General features: G+C 68.8%; 19 protein-coding genes. 8 read left to right on the forward strand and 11 right to left on the reverse strand.

The features are described from left to right. The first annotated feature begins 60 nt into the window (after nucleotides 1–60). A complete protein-coding gene (locus ACN675_RS07205) occupies nucleotides 61–2,124 on the forward strand; it encodes an elongation factor G-like protein EF-G2 (protein WP_420750211.1) in 2,064 nt (687 codons plus the stop codon). Between the two features lie 12 nt (nucleotides 2,125–2,136). Here the strand turns inward: ACN675_RS07205 and ACN675_RS07210 are convergent, their stop codons facing one another. Then, nucleotides 2,137–2,829: an alpha/beta fold hydrolase gene (locus ACN675_RS07210; RefSeq protein ID WP_420750212.1), complete on the reverse strand. Its 693-nt coding sequence runs from the start codon at nucleotides 2,827–2,829 to the stop codon at nucleotides 2,137–2,139. 9 nt (nucleotides 2,830–2,838) lie between these two features. Beyond that, entirely contained in the window at nucleotides 2,839–3,333 is a 495-nt protein-coding gene (locus tag ACN675_RS07215; protein ID WP_420750213.1) for a beta-class carbonic anhydrase, read from the reverse strand. Nucleotides 3,334–3,523: 190 nt separating this feature from the next. Between ACN675_RS07215 and ACN675_RS07220 the strand changes: the two genes are divergently transcribed. Next, nucleotides 3,524–4,183 carry a YoaK family protein gene (locus ACN675_RS07220; protein ID WP_420750214.1) on the forward strand — a complete coding sequence of 220 codons (660 nt, stop codon included), beginning with the start codon at nucleotides 3,524–3,526 and terminating at the stop codon, nucleotides 4,181–4,183. Nucleotides 4,184–4,192: 9 nt separating this feature from the next. Here ACN675_RS07220 and ACN675_RS07225 read toward each other — a convergent pair whose 3' ends face one another. Next, entirely contained in the window at nucleotides 4,193–4,843 is a 651-nt protein-coding gene (locus tag ACN675_RS07225; protein WP_420750215.1) for a hypothetical protein, read from the reverse strand. Nucleotides 4,844–5,167: 324 nt separating this feature from the next. Here ACN675_RS07225 and ACN675_RS07230 point away from each other — a divergent pair, with 324 nt between their 5' ends. Both ACN675_RS07230 and ACN675_RS07235 read left to right on the forward strand, forming a co-directional pair. Beyond that, on the forward strand, nucleotides 5,168–5,869 hold the full coding sequence (locus tag ACN675_RS07230) for an alpha/beta fold hydrolase (RefSeq protein ID WP_197252387.1): 702 nt from the start codon (nucleotides 5,168–5,170) through the stop codon (nucleotides 5,867–5,869). Nucleotides 5,870–5,917: 48 nt separating this feature from the next. Continuing rightward, nucleotides 5,918–6,343 carry a PPOX class F420-dependent oxidoreductase gene (locus ACN675_RS07235; protein ID WP_197252388.1) on the forward strand — a complete coding sequence of 142 codons (426 nt, stop codon included), beginning with the start codon at nucleotides 5,918–5,920 and terminating at the stop codon, nucleotides 6,341–6,343. A 4-nt stretch (nucleotides 6,344–6,347) separates the two neighbouring features. Here ACN675_RS07235 and ACN675_RS07240 read toward each other — a convergent pair whose 3' ends face one another. Together ACN675_RS07240 and ACN675_RS07245 are read right to left on the reverse strand one after the other, a co-directional pair. Further along, the gene (locus ACN675_RS07240; protein ID WP_420750216.1) at nucleotides 6,348–7,376 is read right to left on the reverse strand and encodes a DNA polymerase IV; all 1,029 of its coding nucleotides are present in this window, start codon (nucleotides 7,374–7,376) and stop codon (nucleotides 6,348–6,350) included. Continuing rightward, the gene (locus tag ACN675_RS07245) at nucleotides 7,373–8,284 is read right to left on the reverse strand and encodes a pseudouridine-5'-phosphate glycosidase (protein WP_197252389.1); all 912 of its coding nucleotides are present in this window, start codon (nucleotides 8,282–8,284) and stop codon (nucleotides 7,373–7,375) included. Before ACN675_RS07245 ends, ACN675_RS07240 begins: the two co-directional genes overlap by 4 nt. A 141-nt stretch (nucleotides 8,285–8,425) precedes the next feature. On the opposite strand from ACN675_RS07245, the gene ACN675_RS07250 reads away from it, so the two are divergent. Then, entirely contained in the window at nucleotides 8,426–9,574 is a 1,149-nt protein-coding gene (locus ACN675_RS07250) for a serine hydrolase domain-containing protein (RefSeq protein WP_197252390.1), read from the forward strand. A gap of 9 nt (nucleotides 9,575–9,583) precedes the next feature. Here ACN675_RS07250 and ACN675_RS07255 read toward each other — a convergent pair whose 3' ends face one another. The 6 genes from ACN675_RS07255 to ACN675_RS07280 form a co-directional block, all read right to left on the reverse strand. After that, complete coding sequence (locus tag ACN675_RS07255) at nucleotides 9,584–10,501, reverse strand: TauD/TfdA dioxygenase family protein (RefSeq protein WP_197252391.1); 918 nt, start codon at nucleotides 10,499–10,501, stop codon at nucleotides 9,584–9,586. 43 nt (nucleotides 10,502–10,544) lie between these two features. Continuing rightward, entirely contained in the window at nucleotides 10,545–11,612 is a 1,068-nt protein-coding gene (locus ACN675_RS07260; RefSeq protein ID WP_231610582.1) for a PhnD/SsuA/transferrin family substrate-binding protein, read from the reverse strand. 23 nt (nucleotides 11,613–11,635) lie between these two features. After that, nucleotides 11,636–12,376, reverse strand: coding sequence for an ABC transporter ATP-binding protein (locus tag ACN675_RS07265; RefSeq protein ID WP_248676673.1), 741 nt, complete (start codon nucleotides 12,374–12,376; stop codon nucleotides 11,636–11,638). Continuing rightward, nucleotides 12,366–13,211: an ABC transporter permease gene (locus ACN675_RS07270; protein ID WP_420750217.1), complete on the reverse strand. Its 846-nt coding sequence runs from the start codon at nucleotides 13,209–13,211 to the stop codon at nucleotides 12,366–12,368. Before ACN675_RS07270 ends, ACN675_RS07265 begins: the two co-directional genes overlap by 11 nt. Before the next feature lie 2 nt (nucleotides 13,212–13,213). Further along, nucleotides 13,214–14,149, reverse strand: coding sequence for a TauD/TfdA dioxygenase family protein (locus tag ACN675_RS07275; protein ID WP_420750218.1), 936 nt, complete (start codon nucleotides 14,147–14,149; stop codon nucleotides 13,214–13,216). A gap of 120 nt (nucleotides 14,150–14,269) precedes the next feature. Next, nucleotides 14,270–15,430, reverse strand: a complete 1,161-nt coding sequence (locus ACN675_RS07280; protein WP_420750219.1) for an acid phosphatase — start codon at nucleotides 15,428–15,430, stop codon at nucleotides 14,270–14,272. 187 nt (nucleotides 15,431–15,617) lie between these two features. Here ACN675_RS07280 and ACN675_RS07285 point away from each other — a divergent pair, with 187 nt between their 5' ends. The 3 genes from ACN675_RS07285 (at nucleotide 15,618) to ACN675_RS07295 (ending at nucleotide 18,758) form a co-directional block, all read left to right on the forward strand. Further along, complete coding sequence (locus tag ACN675_RS07285) at nucleotides 15,618–16,034, forward strand: Zn-ribbon domain-containing OB-fold protein (protein ID WP_197252395.1); 417 nt, start codon at nucleotides 15,618–15,620, stop codon at nucleotides 16,032–16,034. A gap of 18 nt (nucleotides 16,035–16,052) precedes the next feature. Then, a complete protein-coding gene (locus ACN675_RS07290) occupies nucleotides 16,053–17,198 on the forward strand; it encodes a thiolase family protein (RefSeq protein ID WP_420750220.1) in 1,146 nt (381 codons plus the stop codon). Between the two features lie 216 nt (nucleotides 17,199–17,414). Further along, the gene (locus ACN675_RS07295) at nucleotides 17,415–18,758 is read left to right on the forward strand and encodes an LLM class flavin-dependent oxidoreductase (protein ID WP_420750221.1); all 1,344 of its coding nucleotides are present in this window, start codon (nucleotides 17,415–17,417) and stop codon (nucleotides 18,756–18,758) included. Nucleotides 18,759–18,804: the final 46 nt, after the last annotated feature.

Raw genomic sequence — 18,804 nt, forward strand, 5'->3', positions numbered from 1 at the left:
GGTTACCCTGGTCGGAGGCCGTGTCGAGCGGTGGCACGGATGCCACGGGAGGAGACTCCGATGCCCGACCGAACCTCGGCGCGAACCGAACGGGCGCCCGTCGTCGAACGCCCGGACCAATTGCGCAACGTCGTTCTGATCGGATGCAGTGGGGTCGGCAAGACCACCCTCGCCGAATCGCTCGCGCTCGCCGCCGGCGCCATCGGACGTGCGGGCCGCACAGCGGACGGCACCACCATCTCTGACTTCGAACCGATCGAACAGCAGCACCGGCGATCGGTGCAGCTCGCCGTTATCCCGCTGGAATGGAACGGCACCAAGATCAACCTGATCGACACGCCGGGCCACCCGGACTTCGACGCCGAGGTCCGCGCGGGCCTGCGCGCCGCGGATTCGGCGGTGTTCGTCGTCTCCGCGACCGACCCGATCAGCGCCGCGACACGCGCGCTGTGGCGGGAATGCGCCGAGGCCGGACTCCCCCGCGGCATCGTCGTCACCAAACTCGACATCGCGCGCAGCGGTTACGAGGAGATGCTCACCGAATGCCACGACGCGTTCGGTCTCGGACCCGACACCCTGCGCCCGGTGTTCGTGCCGGCCTACGACGGCTCCCGCCCGTGCGGATCGGTGGACGTGCTGCTCGGCCGCACCTACGGTGACCCCGGCCAGACCCCGGATCTGGGGCAGATCCGGGAAAGTCTGGTCGAGGCGATCTCGGGTCAGGACGACACCCTCATGGAGCGCTACCTGGCGGGTGAAACCCTCGACACCGATTCCCTCGCCGACGGTATCCGACGCGAAATGATCGCGTGCACACTGCATCCCGCATCCGCCGCCACCGACTACGGGGTAGGCGCCGCCGAACTCCTCGACCTGATCGCGGCGGTGTTTCCCGACCCGACGCACCGCCGGCCCGGCGCCCCGTTCGCCGACCCGGACGCCCCGCTGGCCGCGCAGGTCGTGCGCGTCACCGGCGACGCGTACGTGGGGCGGATCAGCCTCGTGCGGGTCTATTCCGGCAGGCTGCGCCCCGACACGTTCGTCCGGTTGAGCGGGCCCGGCCACGCCGAGGAGACGACCGAACGGATCCCGACGCTGACCAGCCCGTTCGGCAAGCAGCAGCGCCCGGTGCCGGAGGCGGTCGCCGGGGACCTGGTGTGCATCGGCAAACTCGGCAGCGCCGTGCCCAGCGACACTCTGTGCGACCCGGACCACCCCGTCGTCCTCGATCCGTGGCCGCTGCCGGAGGCGTTGCTGCCGGTCGCCGTCGAGGGCCACACCCGAAGCGACGACGACAAGCTCGCGCAGGCCCTGTCCCGGCTGACTGCCGAGGATCCCGCGGTGCGCCTCGAAAACAATCCCGACACACACCAATTGGTGTTGTGGTGCACCGGCGAGGCCCACGCCGAGGTCGTCCTCGACCGGCTCCGCAACCGGCACGGCGTGAACGTCGACATCGTCGACTACCGGGTCGCCTTGCGCGAGACGTTCGCCGGTCCCGCGAAGGGGCACGGCCGGCTGGTGAAACAGTCCGGCGGGCACGGCCAGTACGCGGTGTGCGACATCGAGGTCGAGCCACTACCGGTCGGCAGCGGTGTCCAGTTCGAGGAGCACGTCGTCGGCGGCGCCGTGCCCCGCCAGTTCATCCCGTCCGTCGAGAAGGGCGTGCGCAGCGCCACCGCCAAGGGTGTGGCCACCGGTCATCCGCTCGTCGACGTCAAGGTCACCCTCGTCGACGGCAAGGCCCACTCGGTCGACTCGTCGGATGCGGCGTTCCAGGCCGCCGCGGGACTCGCGTTGCGCGACGCCGCCACCCACACGACGGTGCGGGTGCTCGAACCCGTGGACGCGGTGAAGGTCGTGGTCCCCGACGATTATCTCGGCGCGGTCCTCGGCGACCTCTCGGCCCGGCGCGGCCGGGTTCTGGGCACCGAGAACGCGGGCCCGGGCACGACCCTGCTGCGCGCCGAGGTGCCCGAGCTCGAGCTGACGCGCTATCCCGTCGACCTGCGCGCCCTGACGCAGGGCACCGCCGAGTTCGCGCGCGGCTACCTGCGCCACGAACCGATGCCCGAATCCCTCGCCGCGCAGCACACGAGCGCCGGCAACGGCAACGGACACTGAGCCACTCGGGAATTACCGCCCCTCGACCGGCGCGACCAGCAGATCGGTGAGTTCACGGGGACGCACCAGCGCCACCAGGTGACCGCTGTCGAGGACGTCCGGTTCCACGCCGACCCGCTCGCGGGCGATCCGCCGGATCAGATCGAGCGGAAACAACCGGTCGTGACGGCCGGCGACCACCCTCACCGGCACATCCGGCCATCGGTCGGCGCGCCAGGCCGGTTCGAACGCCGAATCCGAGAGCACGGGCGCTTCGTGCGTGAACGCTTCCGCGACGATCTCGGCGGGCACGTCGTGGAAGAACAGCTCGCGCGGATCGAAGGGAAGGTCGGGGTCACGCCCGTCCGCGATGTCCTGTGCGCGTTTGGCCTCCTCCTGACCGACAGCGCTCCACCATCCGCCGGGTGACTCGCCGGGCGCCGGGATCATCGGCGCGACGAGGATCAGCCGGTCGACGACCAGCCGTTCCGCCGCGATCACCGCGGTGAACGCGGACATGGACTGGCCGACCAGGACCAGCGGCGACTGCGCGTCCCGGGCCGCCGCGACCACCACGTCGGCGTACTCGTACTGTCCGGCGGCGTCGTCGGAGTACGGCAGGTCGACGGGAATCGCGGTGTGCCCCAGTTCCTGCAGCAGCGGCACCACCCGATGCCAGTACCACGAGTCCGATCCGGCACCGGGCAGCAGCACGAAGGTCGCCATCGCGTCTCCTCAGTCGGACTTCACCTCGCTCAACCGACCCGTGGCGACGTCGAAGACGAAGCCGCGCAACGATTCGGTCCGGGTGATGAACGCGCTGTCCTCGATGCGGCGCAGCGACTGCCGCACGTCCTCCTCCACGTTCGGGAAGGACTCGGGCGACCAGGACGGTTTGATGCCGATCTCGTCCTGGATGGACCGCTTGAACTCGTCGTCGGTGAACGTGAGCATGCCGCAGTCGGTGTGGTGGATGAGGATGATCTCGCGGGTACCGAGCAGTCGCTGGCTGATGGCGAGGGACCGGATCTCGTCCTCGGTCACGACACCACCGGCGTTGCGGATCACGTGGGATTCGCCTTCGCCGATCCCCAGGGCCCGGTAGACGTCCAGCCGCGCGTCCATGCACGCCACGACCGCGACGTGCTTGCTGGGAGGCAGCGGAAGCGGACCGGTGAAGGACTCGGCGTACTTCCTGTTGTTCTCGAGGTATTCGTCGGTGACAGTCATGGGCTGTGCCTCTCGTCGACCCGGCGTCCGCGACCGCGGACACCGTGGTCCATGGTCCTCTGCCCGGCCGTGCACGTAAAAGGATTCCGATCTGCGCGCACCGCACTCTGGACGGGCGCCGAAAACTGTGCAGGCGCCCCGCCGGTGGCCCTATGGTGATCGAAGCACCTCGGGCGGAGGAACCCGGTTCATGGCGACGCAGACCTCGACTTCCCTTCGGTTCGCCGTCATTCTCACGATGGTCGGCGGCTACCTCGACGCATACACGTTCATCACCCGCGACGGTGTCTTCGCGAACACGCAGACCGCCAACGTGATCCTCATGGGCATCGATCTCGCCGAGGCACAATGGCGCGACGCGCTCGCGCACCTGTATCCGATCCTCGCGTTCCTCGTCGGCATCGCGGTCGCGATGCTCGTCAAGACCGGCCGCATCGAACGCCGCCTCACCCGCCCGCTGCGCTGGGCGACGGGCCTGCAGGCGATCATCCTCGTGATCGTGGGGTTCCTGCCGGACAGCGTCCACGCCGCGGCGGTCACCGTTCCCATCGCGTTCGTCGCGGCACTGCAGATGGGTCTGTATCGCATGATCGGCGAGCTCACCTACATGTCCATCGCGACGACCGGAAACCTGATGCGGCTCACCGAGGCCTGGTTCCGCGGGTTCGTCGACCACGACGAGGTGGCCCGCCGCCACACCGCCGTCTACGGCGCGATCTGCGCGTCGTTCGCGGGCGGCGCGGTCTTCGGTGCCCTCGTGTCCCAGTGGGTCGGCGGGCAGGCAGCGTGGGTCCCCGCCCTGATCCTGACCGTCACCCTCGTGTTGTTCTACCTCGACGACCAGGACTGACGGCGGCCGTCATTCCGTGGCGTCGCCCATCCGCTCGCTGACCCGGTCGGGATACCAGGCGGAGAACTTGATCGCGGCGACCATCGCCGCAACCTGGATCACCCATCCCGTCCAGATGTTGTCGTCGTCGTGGAGCACCGCGTCGCCGTACCACCCCGCAGCCGCCGCGACCAGGAAGGCGAGTGCCCACGCCCCGGTGATGACGTAGTTGGTGCGCAGGAACACCGGCGAATCCCAGTACTGCGGATCGACCTCCTCGCGCGCGTACTGGATCGTGAACGGCTTCCGCGCCAGCATCGATCCGACCGCGATGAGCACCAGCGTGATGTTCGCGATCTCACCGATCCACGTCTCGAGCCATATCTGGTTGTCCTCGCTCAGCATGAAGTGGGTGATCAGCAGCGCCGCGAAGAACACGACGTCGACCACGCCGAGCAGTTTCAGCGACCGGCCGCGAACCAGGTCCAGGACGAGGAACAGGACCGACAGGCCCAGTGCCACGGCCGCCACCCACGCGATACTGCCCGGCCCCTCGAAGACGGCGAGCACGATCCACGGGGCGAGACCGGCGAGCGGACTGTCGAGCAGTCCCTCCACCGCCGGTGGGAAGCGACCTTCCTGCGGGGACGAGCGTGGGGCGTTCTCGATGTCGTCGGCCATGGCGATACCTCGACGAGTTCGCGTGCAGTCGGACCTTTCGATCTTAAGGTTCGGCCTGCGGTGTGCACGGTCGTTTCGCCGTCATCCGGGGACCGGACCCGCCGTGAAGTGTCCGAATCGACGGTCGGTGTACCGAATTTTCGGGACGTCCACCGTCGTTCCGGGCCGATACGCAACCGGATTGGAGACCCCGGCAGCGACCGGCAGCCGAGCACCCGTCCGTCTGTGCTCGGGCACAACTATCCGGCCGGAACGGCGCCGAGAAAATAGGATGTGTTCCTGCCGTCAACCTTGCGCACCGGCTTCGAGCGCGGAAAGGACCCCATGGTCTCGCATTTCCAGGACGACGAATTCGCACAGCTCCCCCGGAACGCCGCCGAACTCGGGCTGACACTCGATGCTCCACCGGTGGTGCAGCGTGTCGGCACCGACATCCGCGAGGGCGTGCACGTGAGCTCGCTGCTCTGGGCCACCGAACCGCCTCGTATCGTGTTCCTGCACGACAGCGGTCAGGACGCCCACACCTGGGATGCACTCAATCTCGCGCTGGGACTGCCCGCGCTCGCCGTCGACCTGCCCGGGCACGGACATTCGACGCCGCTCGACCACCCCGACCACTCCCCCTGGAACGCGGCCGACGCGGTGGCACACGCCGTCCGCCGCTGGGCACCCGAAGCCGAAGCCGTGGTGGGCGCTTCCCTCGGCGGTCTCACGACGATCCGTCTCGCCGCGATCGTTCCGGAACTGGTGCGCCGCGCGATCGTTCTCGACGTGACGCCCTCGGCGGTGCTCGACGACGGCCAGGATCTGTCGGCGCTGTGGGACGATCTAGCGGGCATCGGGGTTCCGCTGACGCTGATCCGTGGTGGCGCATCGGATTTCGTGTCCGATTCCGATGCCGACGAGGTCCGGCGGCGCAATCCGGCCGCGCGAATCCTCGCGGTGCCGCACGCCGGTCACACCGTGCACAACGACGCGCCACGCGAACTCGCCGAGATCATCGGCTCGTCACTCGAAACCGTCTGATACACAGAATCATCCGAACTCGACCCACCACGGCTCTAGGCTGGACGCATGGCATCGACCGATCCGCTCGAAGCGCTGTTCACCACCACCAAGGTCGCGACGCTCGTCACCCTCAAGCGGGACGGACGGCCGCAGCTGTCGAACATCCTGCACCACTACGACCCCCGCACCCGCACGTTCTCCGTCTCGGTGACCGACGACCGCGCCAAGACCCGCAACATGCGCCGCGACCCGCGCGTGAGCATGTTCGTCGACTCCGCCGACGGCTGGTCGTACGCGGTCGCGGAGGGTTACGCCGAGTTGTCCCCGGTCGCGGCACTTCCGCACGATGAGACCGTCGAACAGCTGGTCGAGCAGTATCGGCAACTGCAGGGCGAGCATCCGGATTGGAACGAGTTCCGCGCGGCGATGGTGACCGAACGGCGGCTGCTGCTGCGGGTGCGCGTCGAACGGTTCTACGGCATGTCCCGCTGACCGCTCACGGCTCGACCATCACGACCCGCACCCCGATCAGCCGTACTTTCCGGTCGTGATCGAACCGGTCCAGCAAGGCGACCGCGGCGTCCGAGACGACCTGCGAGTCCAACGTCGGTTCGGGCAGGGCCCGGCCGGTGGTGTGGGTGGTGAACGGCGCGTACCGGAGCTTGACCTCCACCCGCACGCCCGGTCGCTGCTCGGCGCGGATGTCCTCGGTGGCGCGGGCCGCGAGCCGGCGCGCATGTTCGGCGAGTTCCGCCCAGTCGCTCACGTCGTGCTGGAACGTCACCTCCCGCCCGTGCGACCGCGCGACCCACGGCTCGGCCGTCACGGTCGCGCCGCCGACCCCACGTCCCAGTCCGACGAGCCACGGCCCGGTCTTCGGTCCGAACCGCGCCGCCAGGTCCGCTTCCGACGCCATCGCGAGATCCCGCACGGTGCGGATCCCGAGCGCGTCGAGTTTCTTCGCGGTGCGCGAGCCGATACCCCATAACGCGTCGGTGCCGCGGTCGCCCATCACCGCGAACCAGTTGTCGCGGGTGAGCCGGAACATGCCGCGCGGCTTGCCGAAGCCGGTGGCGATCTTGGCGCGCAGCTTGTTGTCGCCGATGCCCACCGAACAATGCAGTCCCGTCGCGTCGAACACCGCGGTCTGCACGGTCCGCGCGACCGCCTCCGGATCGTCGGTGTCCACCCCGAGGAACGCCTCGTCCCAGCCGAGGACCTCGACGACGACGCCGAGCCCGCGCAACGTGTCCATCACGACGTTCGACACCTCGGTGTAGGTGTCCGCGTCGACGGGCAGGAACACCGCGTCGGGGACCTTGCGGGCCGCGGTCCGCAGCGGCATCCCGGACCCGACGCCGTGCTCGCGGGCCTCGTAGGACGCCGTGGACACGACACCCCGTTCGGTCGGGTCGCCGCGACCGCCGACGATCACCGGCCGCCCCGCCAGGTCGGGGTTGCGCAGTACCTCGACCGCGGCGATGAACTGGTCGAGGTCGACGTGCAACACCCAGTGCCCGGTCACCCGGATGCCAATTCGACGGCCACCGACGCGGCGAGGGCGACGTTCGCGCGGTAGACCGCGACGTTCACGTCGAGGCTGCGGCCACCGGTGGCGTGATGCAGGTGGGCGAGCAGGAACGGGGTCGTCGCCTTCCCCGTGACCCCGGCGGCCGCGGCGGCATGCTCGGCGTCACGCAGCACCCGATCGTGCAGCGCCGGATCGAGCTGGTCCTGTTCGGGCACCGGATTGACCAGCAGCACAGCACTTTTCGAGCCGAGACGGTCGCGGGCGTCGACGATCGCCGCGGCTTCGGCGGGCGACTCCACGGAATAGTCGATCGCGCAACCGCTGTCGCGCACGTAGAAGCCGGGGAACCGCCGCGTCCGATAGCCGACGACGGGCACGCTCAGGGTTTCGAGGCGTTCCAGGGACGCCGGAATATCGAGGATCGATTTCACTCCGGCGCTGACGACGAGGATCGGTACCGATGCCAGGGTGGTCAGGTCGGCGGATTCGTCGAACGTCGACGCCGCGCCGCGGTGGACGCCGCCCAGGCCGCCGGTCGCGAAGACCCGCACTCCCGCGTGGTGGGCGAGCACCGCGGTCGAGGCGACGGTCGTGCCACCCGAGATGCCTTTCGCCGCGGCGGCGGGAAGGTCGCGGACGCCGAGCTTCTCGACGCCCGGCTCCGATCCGAGCGCGGTGATCTGCTCGTCCGACAACCCCACCGTGGGGATGCCACCGACCACGCCGACGGTCGCCGGCACCACGCCGGCGTCGCGCAGGTTCCGTTCGGCCTCGAACGCGACCTCGAGATTGCGAGGCGGGGTCAGCCCGTGCGTGAAGATCGTCGATTCCAGCGCGACGACCGGTCGCCCGTCGGCGACGGCGTCACGCACCTGCGGTGACACGTGGATGAGCGGGTTCATCGATACTCCGATCCGTCGTCCCACACGGTAGGACGGGGCCGCGGGGACGCGGGCGGATTCGGTGATCGCGCGGACAGTCCGGCCGAGCCCGCCGCATACTGAACCGGACTAAGCGACCATCCAGTCCCATCGGAGCCCACCATGCGCAGACTCCCGATCTTCCTGGCCGCCACCGTCGTCGCGCTGGCCTCCGCGTGCACCAGCGACGACACGACCACCTCGCCCACGACGGGCACGGAATCCCCGGAGAGCGCCGAGTCCGCGCTGGCGGACCGGTTGCAGGAAACCCTCGACAGCCTGCACGGGGAGATCGGATTCCCCGGCGTCGTCGCGCGGGTGATCGGCCCCGAGGGGGAATGGACCGGGACCGCGGGTGTCGCCGGCGTCGACACCCAGCAGCCGCCGACACCGGAGGACCACACGCGCGTCGGCAGTCTCACCAAGACGATGACCGCCACCGCGATCCTGCAGTTGTGGGAGGACGGACGGCTCGAGCTCACGGACCCGATCGGCAAATACGTACCGGGCCTTCCGAACGGAGACATCGCGACGCTGGAGCAGGTCGCCACGATGACCAGCGGAATCCCCAGCTACACCTTCGACGAGGGGTTCCAGCAACAGCTGTTCGCCAACCCCGACGCTCCGTGGACCCCGGAACAACTCCTCGACGTGGTGCGCGGCGATCCGCCGAACTTCGCGCCCGGCGAGCAGTTCGAGTACTCCAACTCGAACTACGTCGCGCTCGGTCTCGTCGTCGAACAGGTCAGCGGGCAGAGCCTCGCGGACTACTTCGAGGAGCACCTGTTCGCACCCCTCGGCATGTCCGAGACGTCCCTGCCCGCCGACGCGGCGTTCCCCGACCCGCACCTGGCCGGCATCACCGAACAGGGCCAGCCGGAGGGCGAGACCGCCGACGCCACGAACTGGAACCCGTCGTGGGGATGGGCGGCCGGCGCCGTGATCTCCTCCATCGACGACCTGCAGCGCTGGGCGAAGGCGCTCGGCACCGGCGAGGGCATCCTCAACCCCGAAACCCAGCAGTACCGGCTCGAGTCGTTCAACTACGACGTGCCACCGGCCACCCCCGAACGCGCCTACGGCTTCGGCTGGGGCATCGAGAACGGCTGGCTCGAGCACACCGGCGAACTCCCCGGGTACAACACCTATGCCGGATACCTGCCGGCGTCCGGCACGATCCTGGTCGCCGCGGTCAACAGCGACATTCCTGCCGCCGACGGCACCGCCCCCGTCACCGTCGTCGTCAACGCCCTGAAAGAGGATCTCCGGTAACCCCGGAGGTCAGATCGCCTCGAACGGCTCGCCTTCGAGCGCGACCGACTCCCGGCCGTCCGGTCCGACCGGAACGTCACCGACGAGGGTGATCCGGTACAGCCGGCGATCGTCGTCGGTGGTGAGATCACGCGGCGCGAGGTGCACGCTGGAGCGGTTGTCCCAGAACGCGATCGAGCCAGGCGCCCACCGGAACCGCACCGTGTACTCCGGACGCGCCAGCTCGTCGTAGAACAGCTCGAGCAACCGGCGGCTCTCGTGCGGCGACACCCCGACGATGTGGGACGTGAAACCGGGATTGACGTACAGCGCCTTCTCCCCCGTCTCCGGGTGCACCCGCACAACCGGATGTTCGGTGAGCAGCGGCCGCTTCTCGACCCTGCGCAGGTAGTCCTCGGTGGGGGTGGTGCCCGCACCGGGACTGAACCGGTGCACGGCGCGCAGGCCGTCGGCGAGGGCCTTGACCGGCGCCGACAATCCTTCGTACGCGGCGACGGTGTTGGACCACTGGGTGTCGCCACCGTACGGGGGCAGCACCTCCGCACGCAGGATCGACGCTGCCGGCGGATTCACCGCGGCGGTGACATCGGCGTGCCAGCCGGGCCGGTCGTAGCCGGAAGTGCTCGCGACCCGGGCCTTGAAGCGGTCGCGGAAGATCGGGTAGATCGTCGGGTAGTTCGGGTCCGGGATCGAATCGAACAGGGGGTGGGCGGGCGTTGGTGCGCCGAAGTAGTTCGCGAACCGCAGGTGCTGGTCGTGGTCGAGGTGCTGGTCGCGGAAGAACACGACCTTCCACTGCAGCAGCGCCTGCCGGACGGTGGCGATCTCGTCGGTGGTGAGTTCGCGGGTGAGGTCGAGTCCGTGGATCTCGGCGCCGGTCCAACCGGACTGCGGGCGCACCTCGATGCGGGTTGCGGCCTGGGTCATGGTGTCGCTCCTTCTCGTGTGGTTCGGGTGCGGTCGCAGACGACTACGGAAGCGGTGTGAGCGCCACTCCGTCGGTGTCGTTCTGCGCCTGGATGATCGAGTTGTAGCGGTCGTCGAGGTAGGGAGCCACGTCGACGGGCCGGTCGATGATGCCGGTGTCGAGGAGCCCGTCCGACACGGTCTGGAACAGTGCGGTGAACTTCGGTTCGATCGGGTAGTACTTCGCGATGCCGGTCTTGTCGAGCAGTTCCTTGCCCTGCTCGTACGTGATGCCCTGGACACCGACGTAGTACGCCTCGACCCACTGCTCGGGGTTGGCTTCCTGCCAGTTGTTCGCCGCGACCGTCCGTCCGACGTAGTCGCCGATCGCGGCGACCTTGACGGGATCGTCGAGGACATCGCGCCGCACCACCAGCGCGCTGATGCCGGTGTTGATGCCGGTTCCGTCACCGAGAATCGGCGGAGAGCCGATCTTGTAGTACTGGTTCCCGAGGACGATCGCGGCATCGACCGCACCGGCGACAAACGTCGGCACCACCTCCGATCCCGCGAGTTCGACGCCCTCGACGTCGGTGCCGAGTTCGAGACCGGCCCGGTCGAGCAGGCCGACGGTGATCATCTGACGGCCGGTGCCCGGCGGGTATGCGACGCGCTTGCCGCGCAGGTCTTCGAGGGTCTCGATGCCACTGCCCGGCTGCGCGACGAGGTAGTAGCCGCCGCTGCTTCCCGGATTCGCTTGTCCCGCAACGACCACGATGTCCTCGATGCCGTTGGACACGGCGATCGGAACAGGCGCTTCGCCGACGAAGCCGATGTCGGCAGCGCCGGAACGCAGCGCTTCGATGACAGCGGGGCCGCCGCTGAAGTCCGCGAAGGTGACCTCGTAGGGCGCGTCGGCTCCGGCGCCGGACAGCGACCATGCGAGCGACTGGTTCCCGTTCTGCTCGGCGACAACGAGTTCCGTCCCCTCGGGGACGTCGACGGTGTTCGCGATGGTCGCTTCGGAGAGCGCTTCGCTCTCCTCGGATTCGGACAGCCCGCAGGCGGAGGCGAGCATCGTCAATGCGAGGGCGGGCAGCAATGCCCACCGGGCCCGTCTGATTCCAGGCAACGTCATGTTCCTTCTGATGTGAGTTATCGAGCGTCGGGTTCGTCGCCGACACCGAGTTCGGCGAGCAGTCGCCGTCGCAGCGCGGTGAATTCGCGCGAGTCCCGAGAACGTGGCTGCGGCACGTCGACGCGGGTGGACAGGGAGATCGCCCCGTCGGTCAGCACGATCACGCGGTCCGCGAGCAGGATCGCTTCGTCGACGTCGTGGGTGACGAGCAGGACCGCGGGCCGGTACTTGCGGTACAGCCGCAGCAGCAGGCCGTGCATCCGGATGCGGGTGAGCGCGTCGAGTGCACCGAAAGGTTCGTCGAGAAGCAGCAATTGGGGTTCGCGCACGAGTGCCCGCGCCAGCGCGACGCGCTGTGCTTCACCGCCGGAGAGGGTGCGCGGCCACGCGCCGGCCTTGTCCTCGAGGTGCACCTCGGCCAGCGCGGCGCGGCCCTGCTCGCGCACCGTGGCGTTGTTGGGCAGTCCGATCGTGACGTTGGTCAGCACCTTCTGCCACGGCAGCAGACGCGGTTCCTGGAACACGACCGCCTGTTTCGCGGGCACCCGGATGTGGCCCTGGACGTCGGGGTCCAGCGCGCCGAGCGCCCGCAGGAAGGTCGACTTGCCGGATCCGCTGCGTCCGAGCAGCGCGACGAACTCGCCCGCGGCGATCTCGACGTCGAGACCGTCGAGGACGGTCTGCGCGCCGAACACCCGTCGCACACCGCGCGCGACAACGACCGTCTGGGTGTCGTTGTCCACCAGGTCAGTTGCCATCGTAGGCTCGCCTCCAGGTCAGCAGCCGGTTCTCCAGCCAGCGCACCACCGCGATGGAGAGCAGCCCGAGGATTGCGTACACCGCGATGAGTACGAACACGACGTCGATCTGGAAGTACTCGCGGGCGTCGGTCATCATGCGGCCCAGGCCCTTCTTCGCGTTGATCGTCTCGGCGAAGATCAGCGAGAGCCACGCGCCGGTGAGGGCGAGGCGCAGGCCGACGAGGAACCCGGGCAGTGCGCCGGGCAGGACGACACGGCGGATCAGTTCGCCGCGGCCGACCCCGAACGAACGTGCCGCCTCGACGAGCCCGGCGTCGACGCTGCGTATCGCGGCGAAGGTGTTGATGTAGATGGATACCGCGACCGCCAGGACGATGAGGATGACCTTCGGGACCTCGCTGATGCCGAACCACACGATGAGCAGCGGTACCAGCGCGAAGTTCGGAACCGCCCGCAGCACTTCCATGTTGGCGTCGACGAAGTTCTCGCCGATGCGGGACAGGCCGGAGACCACGGCGAGCACCAGCCCGAGCGCGATGCCGATGAGCAGGCCGTAGCCGACGCGCAGCAGGCTGATCGTCAGGTGCTCCTCCAGCGACCCGTCGGTGATGAGCCGCCACGCCGCGGACAGCACCGACAGCGGCCGGGGCACCGTGCGTTCGTCGAAGAACCCGGTGCTCGACGCGACCTGCCAGGCCACGACGAGCAGGACCGGACCGAGCAGGCGCTGCACCGACCGCGGCACCCGCGAGGCGCGCTGGGTGCGCGCGGACAGCGCGGTGGGATCGACGAGAGCGACTCCCGCCGAGGACTTTTCGAGGACGGTGGTCATGCTCAGGCCGCCCCGAACCATTCACCCGAGATCGATTCGGACTTCACTCCGTTCGGCCCGACCGGCACGTCGCCGACGAGGGTGATGCGGTGCAGAACCCGGTCGTGGTCGAGATGGTGGGCGTCCTGCGGCGCCAGGTGCAGCGCGGCCCGGTTGTCCCAGAACGCGACGCTGCCGGGTTCCCACTTGAACCGGACCGTGTATTCCGGGCGTGCGACTTCGGCGAACAGCAGGTCCAGCACGTGCCGCGACTCGCGCGGCGCGAGGTTCACGATCTCCCGCGTGAACGACGGATTGACGTAGACGACGCGCTCCCCGCTCTCGGGATGCACCCGCACCACGGGATGAATCGTGGCGAGCGGGTTGGTGCGGACCAGGTCCCCGATCTTCTCCGAACTGCGCTCGGCGTCGAACGCGGCGCCGAATCGGTGCTCGGCGCGCAGCTCGTCGATGAACGCCCGGACCGGTTCGCTCAGGCCCTGATAGGCGGCCGCGACGTTGCTGAACTGGGTGTCGCCGCCGAACGGCGGGATCGTCTCGGCGCGCAGGATCGAATGCGACGGCGGGTTGATCAGCGGGGTGACCTCGGCGTGCCAGCCGGGGCCGGCCGCCCCGCGGCGCTTGGTGCAGTCGGCGCCGTACCGGTGGTCGTAGGCCTTCGGTGAGACGGTGTGGATCTCGGGGAATCCCTCCGGCGCGGTGGTGCCTTCGTAGGGATGACCGGGGGTGACGTCGCCGAACTGCTTGCCGAACGCGATCTGCGAAGCGTGGTCGAGATCCTGGTCGCGGAAGAACACCACCTTCCAGCGCAGCAGCGCCTCCCGGATCGTTGCGATCTCACCGTCGGACAACGGCTGCGACAGATCCGCGCCGTGGATCAAGGCGCCGGTCCAGCCGGACAGTGGTTCGACAGTGAGTCGCTTTTCGATCGTGGTCATTTCACGCCTCCTCGGGCACCGTGGGCGGGCTGTGAATCTCTCCCCCGTTGTGCCCACGACGCTAGAGCCGCGACGCGATTCCGCTGAAGCGTTGAAATCCCTGTGATCGGAACGATGGGATCAGTTCCCGGCGACCGCCTCGTGAGCTTCGACGAGGTCGAGGCGCAGCCAGCCGCCGTCGGGACCGGTCCGGTCCAGCGGGTATCCGGCGGGAATCGCCGTCTGCCGCAGCACATCCAGACGCTGCTCGTCGGTCAGGTCCGGTGCGGCCGCACGCAGCAGCACCGCGGCCTCGGCGGGAATGCCGTTCGTGGCGTCCGGATGGATCCGCTCGAACCCGTAGGTGAGCCGTTCGCGGAATTCGGCGCGGGCCGTCTCCGCGGACCGGTACGGGCTGTCGGAGGCGATGTAGTCACGCAGCGGCATCCCGGCGGCGGTCTCGAGCACGGCGCGCAGTTCCGCACCCGCTTCGTCGACGAGCCGCGCGAACGCCGGATCGTTGAGCCGGTCCGCCGCGGCCGCCTGGCCCATGATGCGGCCAGCCATGACGTCGAGCGGGTAGTGCACGCCGAGCACGATGCGCCCGTTGCCGATCTCGGACGCGCGCGTGAGGATCTGCGGTGCCAGTTCGGGCAGCATGTCGGCGAGCAGGATGCCTTTCCAGTACGCCTGCGACGCGTGCCCGGAGGGGTACGAGTCGGTGCCGTACACATCGGCGAACGGGTCGGCACCTCCGCTGATGCCGTCGCCCCGATAGGCGACGATGCGTTCGGGCACCACCTCGAAGGGCCGCGGATTGCTCCAGTGGTTCTTCTCGACGAGTGTCGAGTTCGCGATGCCACCGGCGCGGGCGAGGTCCCCGGCGAGCAGGGCCGCGACTTTCGGCAGCCGATGCTGGGCGAGCGCCGCGCGGAAGATGCCGCCGAGGCCGGCGCCGAGGCCGTCGGACAGCGAGAGCAGGCGGTCGTGGTTGTCGTCGAACAGGGCGCGCTGCTGTTCGACCGGGGTCGCGGCGTTGTTGATCTCCACGCCGCGGTCGAGATTGCGCTGCAGCAGGTCGGGGCGCGTGTCCCGGATCTCGGTGAAGCCGTCGAGGACGCCGATGTACGAGCCGCGCGCGGGAGCGTCCGACGGGTAGGGCCCGATCAGTTCCGGCAGGGTGAACGCCTCGGCGACCGGGGCTGCGGGCACGAGGGGCTCTGCGTCGGCGAACGACACGGACGCTGTCAGTGTCGTCGCGAGGGCCACTGCCATCGCACCGGCCAACCTGCGCAACTCCATGGACCCTCCTGCATCTGTACGGGCGTCCGTGAAGTCAATCCCGAACCAGGTCCGGCAGGCAACCGTGGATCCCATGCGGATCGCCGAGGAGCAGCACCCACACGACCGGTAATGGTTTTACTGTATGCCTTACCGTATATTCGTCGACGTTCGGTTCGATGTGCCGCCGAGACGAAAGAGAAACCCGATGCCCCGAGCCCTGGCACCCGAGATCTCCACCTGGCCCGAGCCCGACCCGCAGCTCATCGGCAGTCGGTGCGAGGACTGCGCGGCCGTCGCATTTCCGGTGCACAGGCGGTGCCCGCGGTGCAGTTCACGCAACGTCGCCGAGACCACGTTGCCGCGGCGCGGAACCCTCGTCTCGTGGACGACGCAGGGTTTTCTCCCCGGCCCTCCCTACGCCGGGCGCGAAACGGCCGCGACGTTCACCCCGTTCGGCGTCGGGCTGGTCCAGCTCGACGACGTCGTCCGCGTCGAGGGGCGGCTCACCGAGAACGACCCGAACAAGCTGCATTTCGGCATGGAGGTCGAACTGACCATGGTGCCCATCGCCGTCGACGACGACGGAACCGAAACCGTCACGTTCGCGTTCCGCGCGGTCTGAGCGACGAGGAGAGTCGGGATGGACGATGTCGCCATCATCGGGGTGGGGCTGCACCCGTTCGGCCGGTTCGACGGCAAGTCCGCGATGGACATGGGTGCCGATGCCGTGCAGGCAGCGCTCGACGATGCGGGGCTGCAGTGGAAGGACATGCAGTTCGCCGTCGGGGGCAGCTGGGAGATCGCGAATCCCGACGCGATCGTCGGGACTCTGGGTCTGACCGGGTTGCCGTTCACGAACGTTTTCAACGCGTGCGCGACCGCGGCGAGCGCGACCCAGGTGTGTGTGGATTCGATCCGGGTGGGTCGCTTCGACATCGGTATCGCGATCGGGATGGACAAGCATCCGCGCGGGGCGTTCACCGTCGACCCCACTCTGGTCGGGATGCCGAGGTGGTACGGGGAGAACGGCCAGTACCTCACCACCCAGTTCTTCGGGATGAAGGCCAACAAATACCTGCACGACCACGGGATCTCGCAGCGCACCCTCGCGAAGGTCGCGGCGAAGAACTACCGCAACGGGGCCTTGAATCCGAATGCGTTCCGCCGCAAGCCCATCGACGAGGACACGATCCTCGACTCCCCGACGCTGAACTACCCGCTGACGCACTACATGTTCTGCGCGCCCGACGAAGGCGCCGCCGCCGTCGTCATGTGCCGGGCGGATATGGCGCACCGCTTCACCCGCACCCCCGTCTACGTACGGGCGGTCGAGATCCGCACGCGGCGATACGGGGCCTACGAGGTGAACACGACGTTCGCGCCCGTCGACGAGGACGCCTCCCCGACCGTCTACGCGTCGCGTGCCGCGTTCGAGGCGGCCGGGATCGCACCCGAGGAGGTCGACGTCGTGCAACTGCAGGACACCGACGCCGGCGCCGAGGTCATCCACCTGGCCGAGGCCGGGTTCTGCGCCGACGGCGACCAGGAGAAACTGATCGCCGAGGGCCACACGGAGATCGGTGGCCGGCTTCCCGTCAACACCGACGGTGGCCTCATCGCCAACGGCGAACCGATCGGCGCGTCCGGGCTTCGGCAGGTCCACGAGTTGGTACGGCAACTGCGTGGCGAGGCGGGTGACCGGCAGATCTCAGGTACTCCCCGCGTCGGCTTCGCACAGCTCTACGGAGCCCCCGGCACCGCCGCGGCCACCATCCTCACCACCTGACCCGTCCCCCGTGCCCGTGCGTGGTTTTGGTAGTTGCCGCTACCAAAACCACGCATGGGCACCAACATTCGGTCAGGGACGAGGACGCAATCCTCGACTCCCCGATGCTGAACTACCCCTCCCTGGAATCACGTCGAGCACAAGTATTGGGTCGGCGTCCGAACCCTGCTGAACTGCCGGTGATTTGTGCCGACAGTATTTCGGAGGGTGTTCGTTATGGCTTCTCGATTGCATCTCAACGTGTTCGTTCCCGCGACCGGCCACCACGAAGCGTCGTGGCGACTGCCGGGTACCACCCCCGAACGCGTCGACGACGTGCACTACTACCGCGAGATCGCACAGACGGCCGAGCGTGGACGGTTCGACTCGATCTTCCTGGCGGACGTTCCGGCGGTCGGACGCCATGCCGATCGCGTCGCGCAGAGCAGTTTCGAGCCGCTGACCTTGCTGTCCGCGTTGGCGTTGGTCACCGAGCACATCGGTCTCATCGGAACCGCGTCCACGACATACACCGAGCCCTACAACCTGGCCCGCCAGTTCGCGTCGCTGGACCACATCAGCGGCGGACGGGCGGGATGGAACATCGTCACCTCGTGGTCCTCCGCGGCCGCGCACAACTTCGGGTTCGACGGCCGGCTCGGCCACACCGACCGCTACGAACGCGCAACCGAATACCTCGAGGTCGCCACTGCCCTGTGGGACAGCTGGGAGGACGACGCCGTCGTCGTCGATCGCGAGCGCGGCATTTACGCCGACACGGACAAGGTGCACCGGATCGACCACGCCGGAGCACACTTCCTGGTTCGCGGGCCCCTCAACGCGGCGCGCTCACCACAGGGGCACCCGGTACTCGTCCAGGCAGGCTCGTCCGTGGAGGGCCGCGCGTTCGCCGCGCGCTTCGCCGAGGCGATCTTCACCGCGCAGGTCGACCTCGGCGACGCGCAGGACTTCTACCGTGACGTGAAGGCCCAGGCGGCGGCGTTCGGCCGCGACCCCGGCACAGTCAAGATCCTTCCCGGCCTGTCCCCCATCATCGGTTCCACCGAGGCGGAGGCGCGGCGCATCGAGCAGGAGCTGACGGACCTGTCGATCCCCGAGGTGGGGTTGGCGCACCTGTCGTCCCGATTCGACGACGTCGACCTGTCCGGGTTCCCCCTGGACGGTCCGGTTCCGCTGCACGCGCTACCGCGCCCCGAGGACGTGCAGGGCGCGCAGAGCCGCTCTCGGGTCATCTTCGACATGGTCGAACGCGAACCCGGCCTCACCCTGCGCGGGTTGCTGCATCGCCTCGCCGGCGCGCGCGGGCACGGCACGATCGTGGGCACCCCGGAGCAGGTCGCGGATCGGATCGTCACCTGGTTCGAGGCCGGTGCCGCCGACGGTTTCAACATCATGCCGCCCTATCTGCCCGGCAGCTTCGACGCGTTCGTCGACCACGTCGTGCCGATCCTGCAGAGCCGCGGTGTGTTCCGCACCGAGTACGAGAGCACGACGCTGCGCGACCACTACGGCCTGCCCCGCCCGGCCGCCCGACGCTCGTCCCCCGTCCCCGTCTCCTAGCCCCCCGCGCCCTGTGCGTGGTTTCGGTAGTTGCCGCTACCGAAAC

It is taken from the genome of Rhodococcus sp. O3 (assembly GCF_048897285.1).
Classification (GTDB): domain Bacteria; phylum Actinomycetota; class Actinomycetes; order Mycobacteriales; family Mycobacteriaceae; genus Rhodococcus.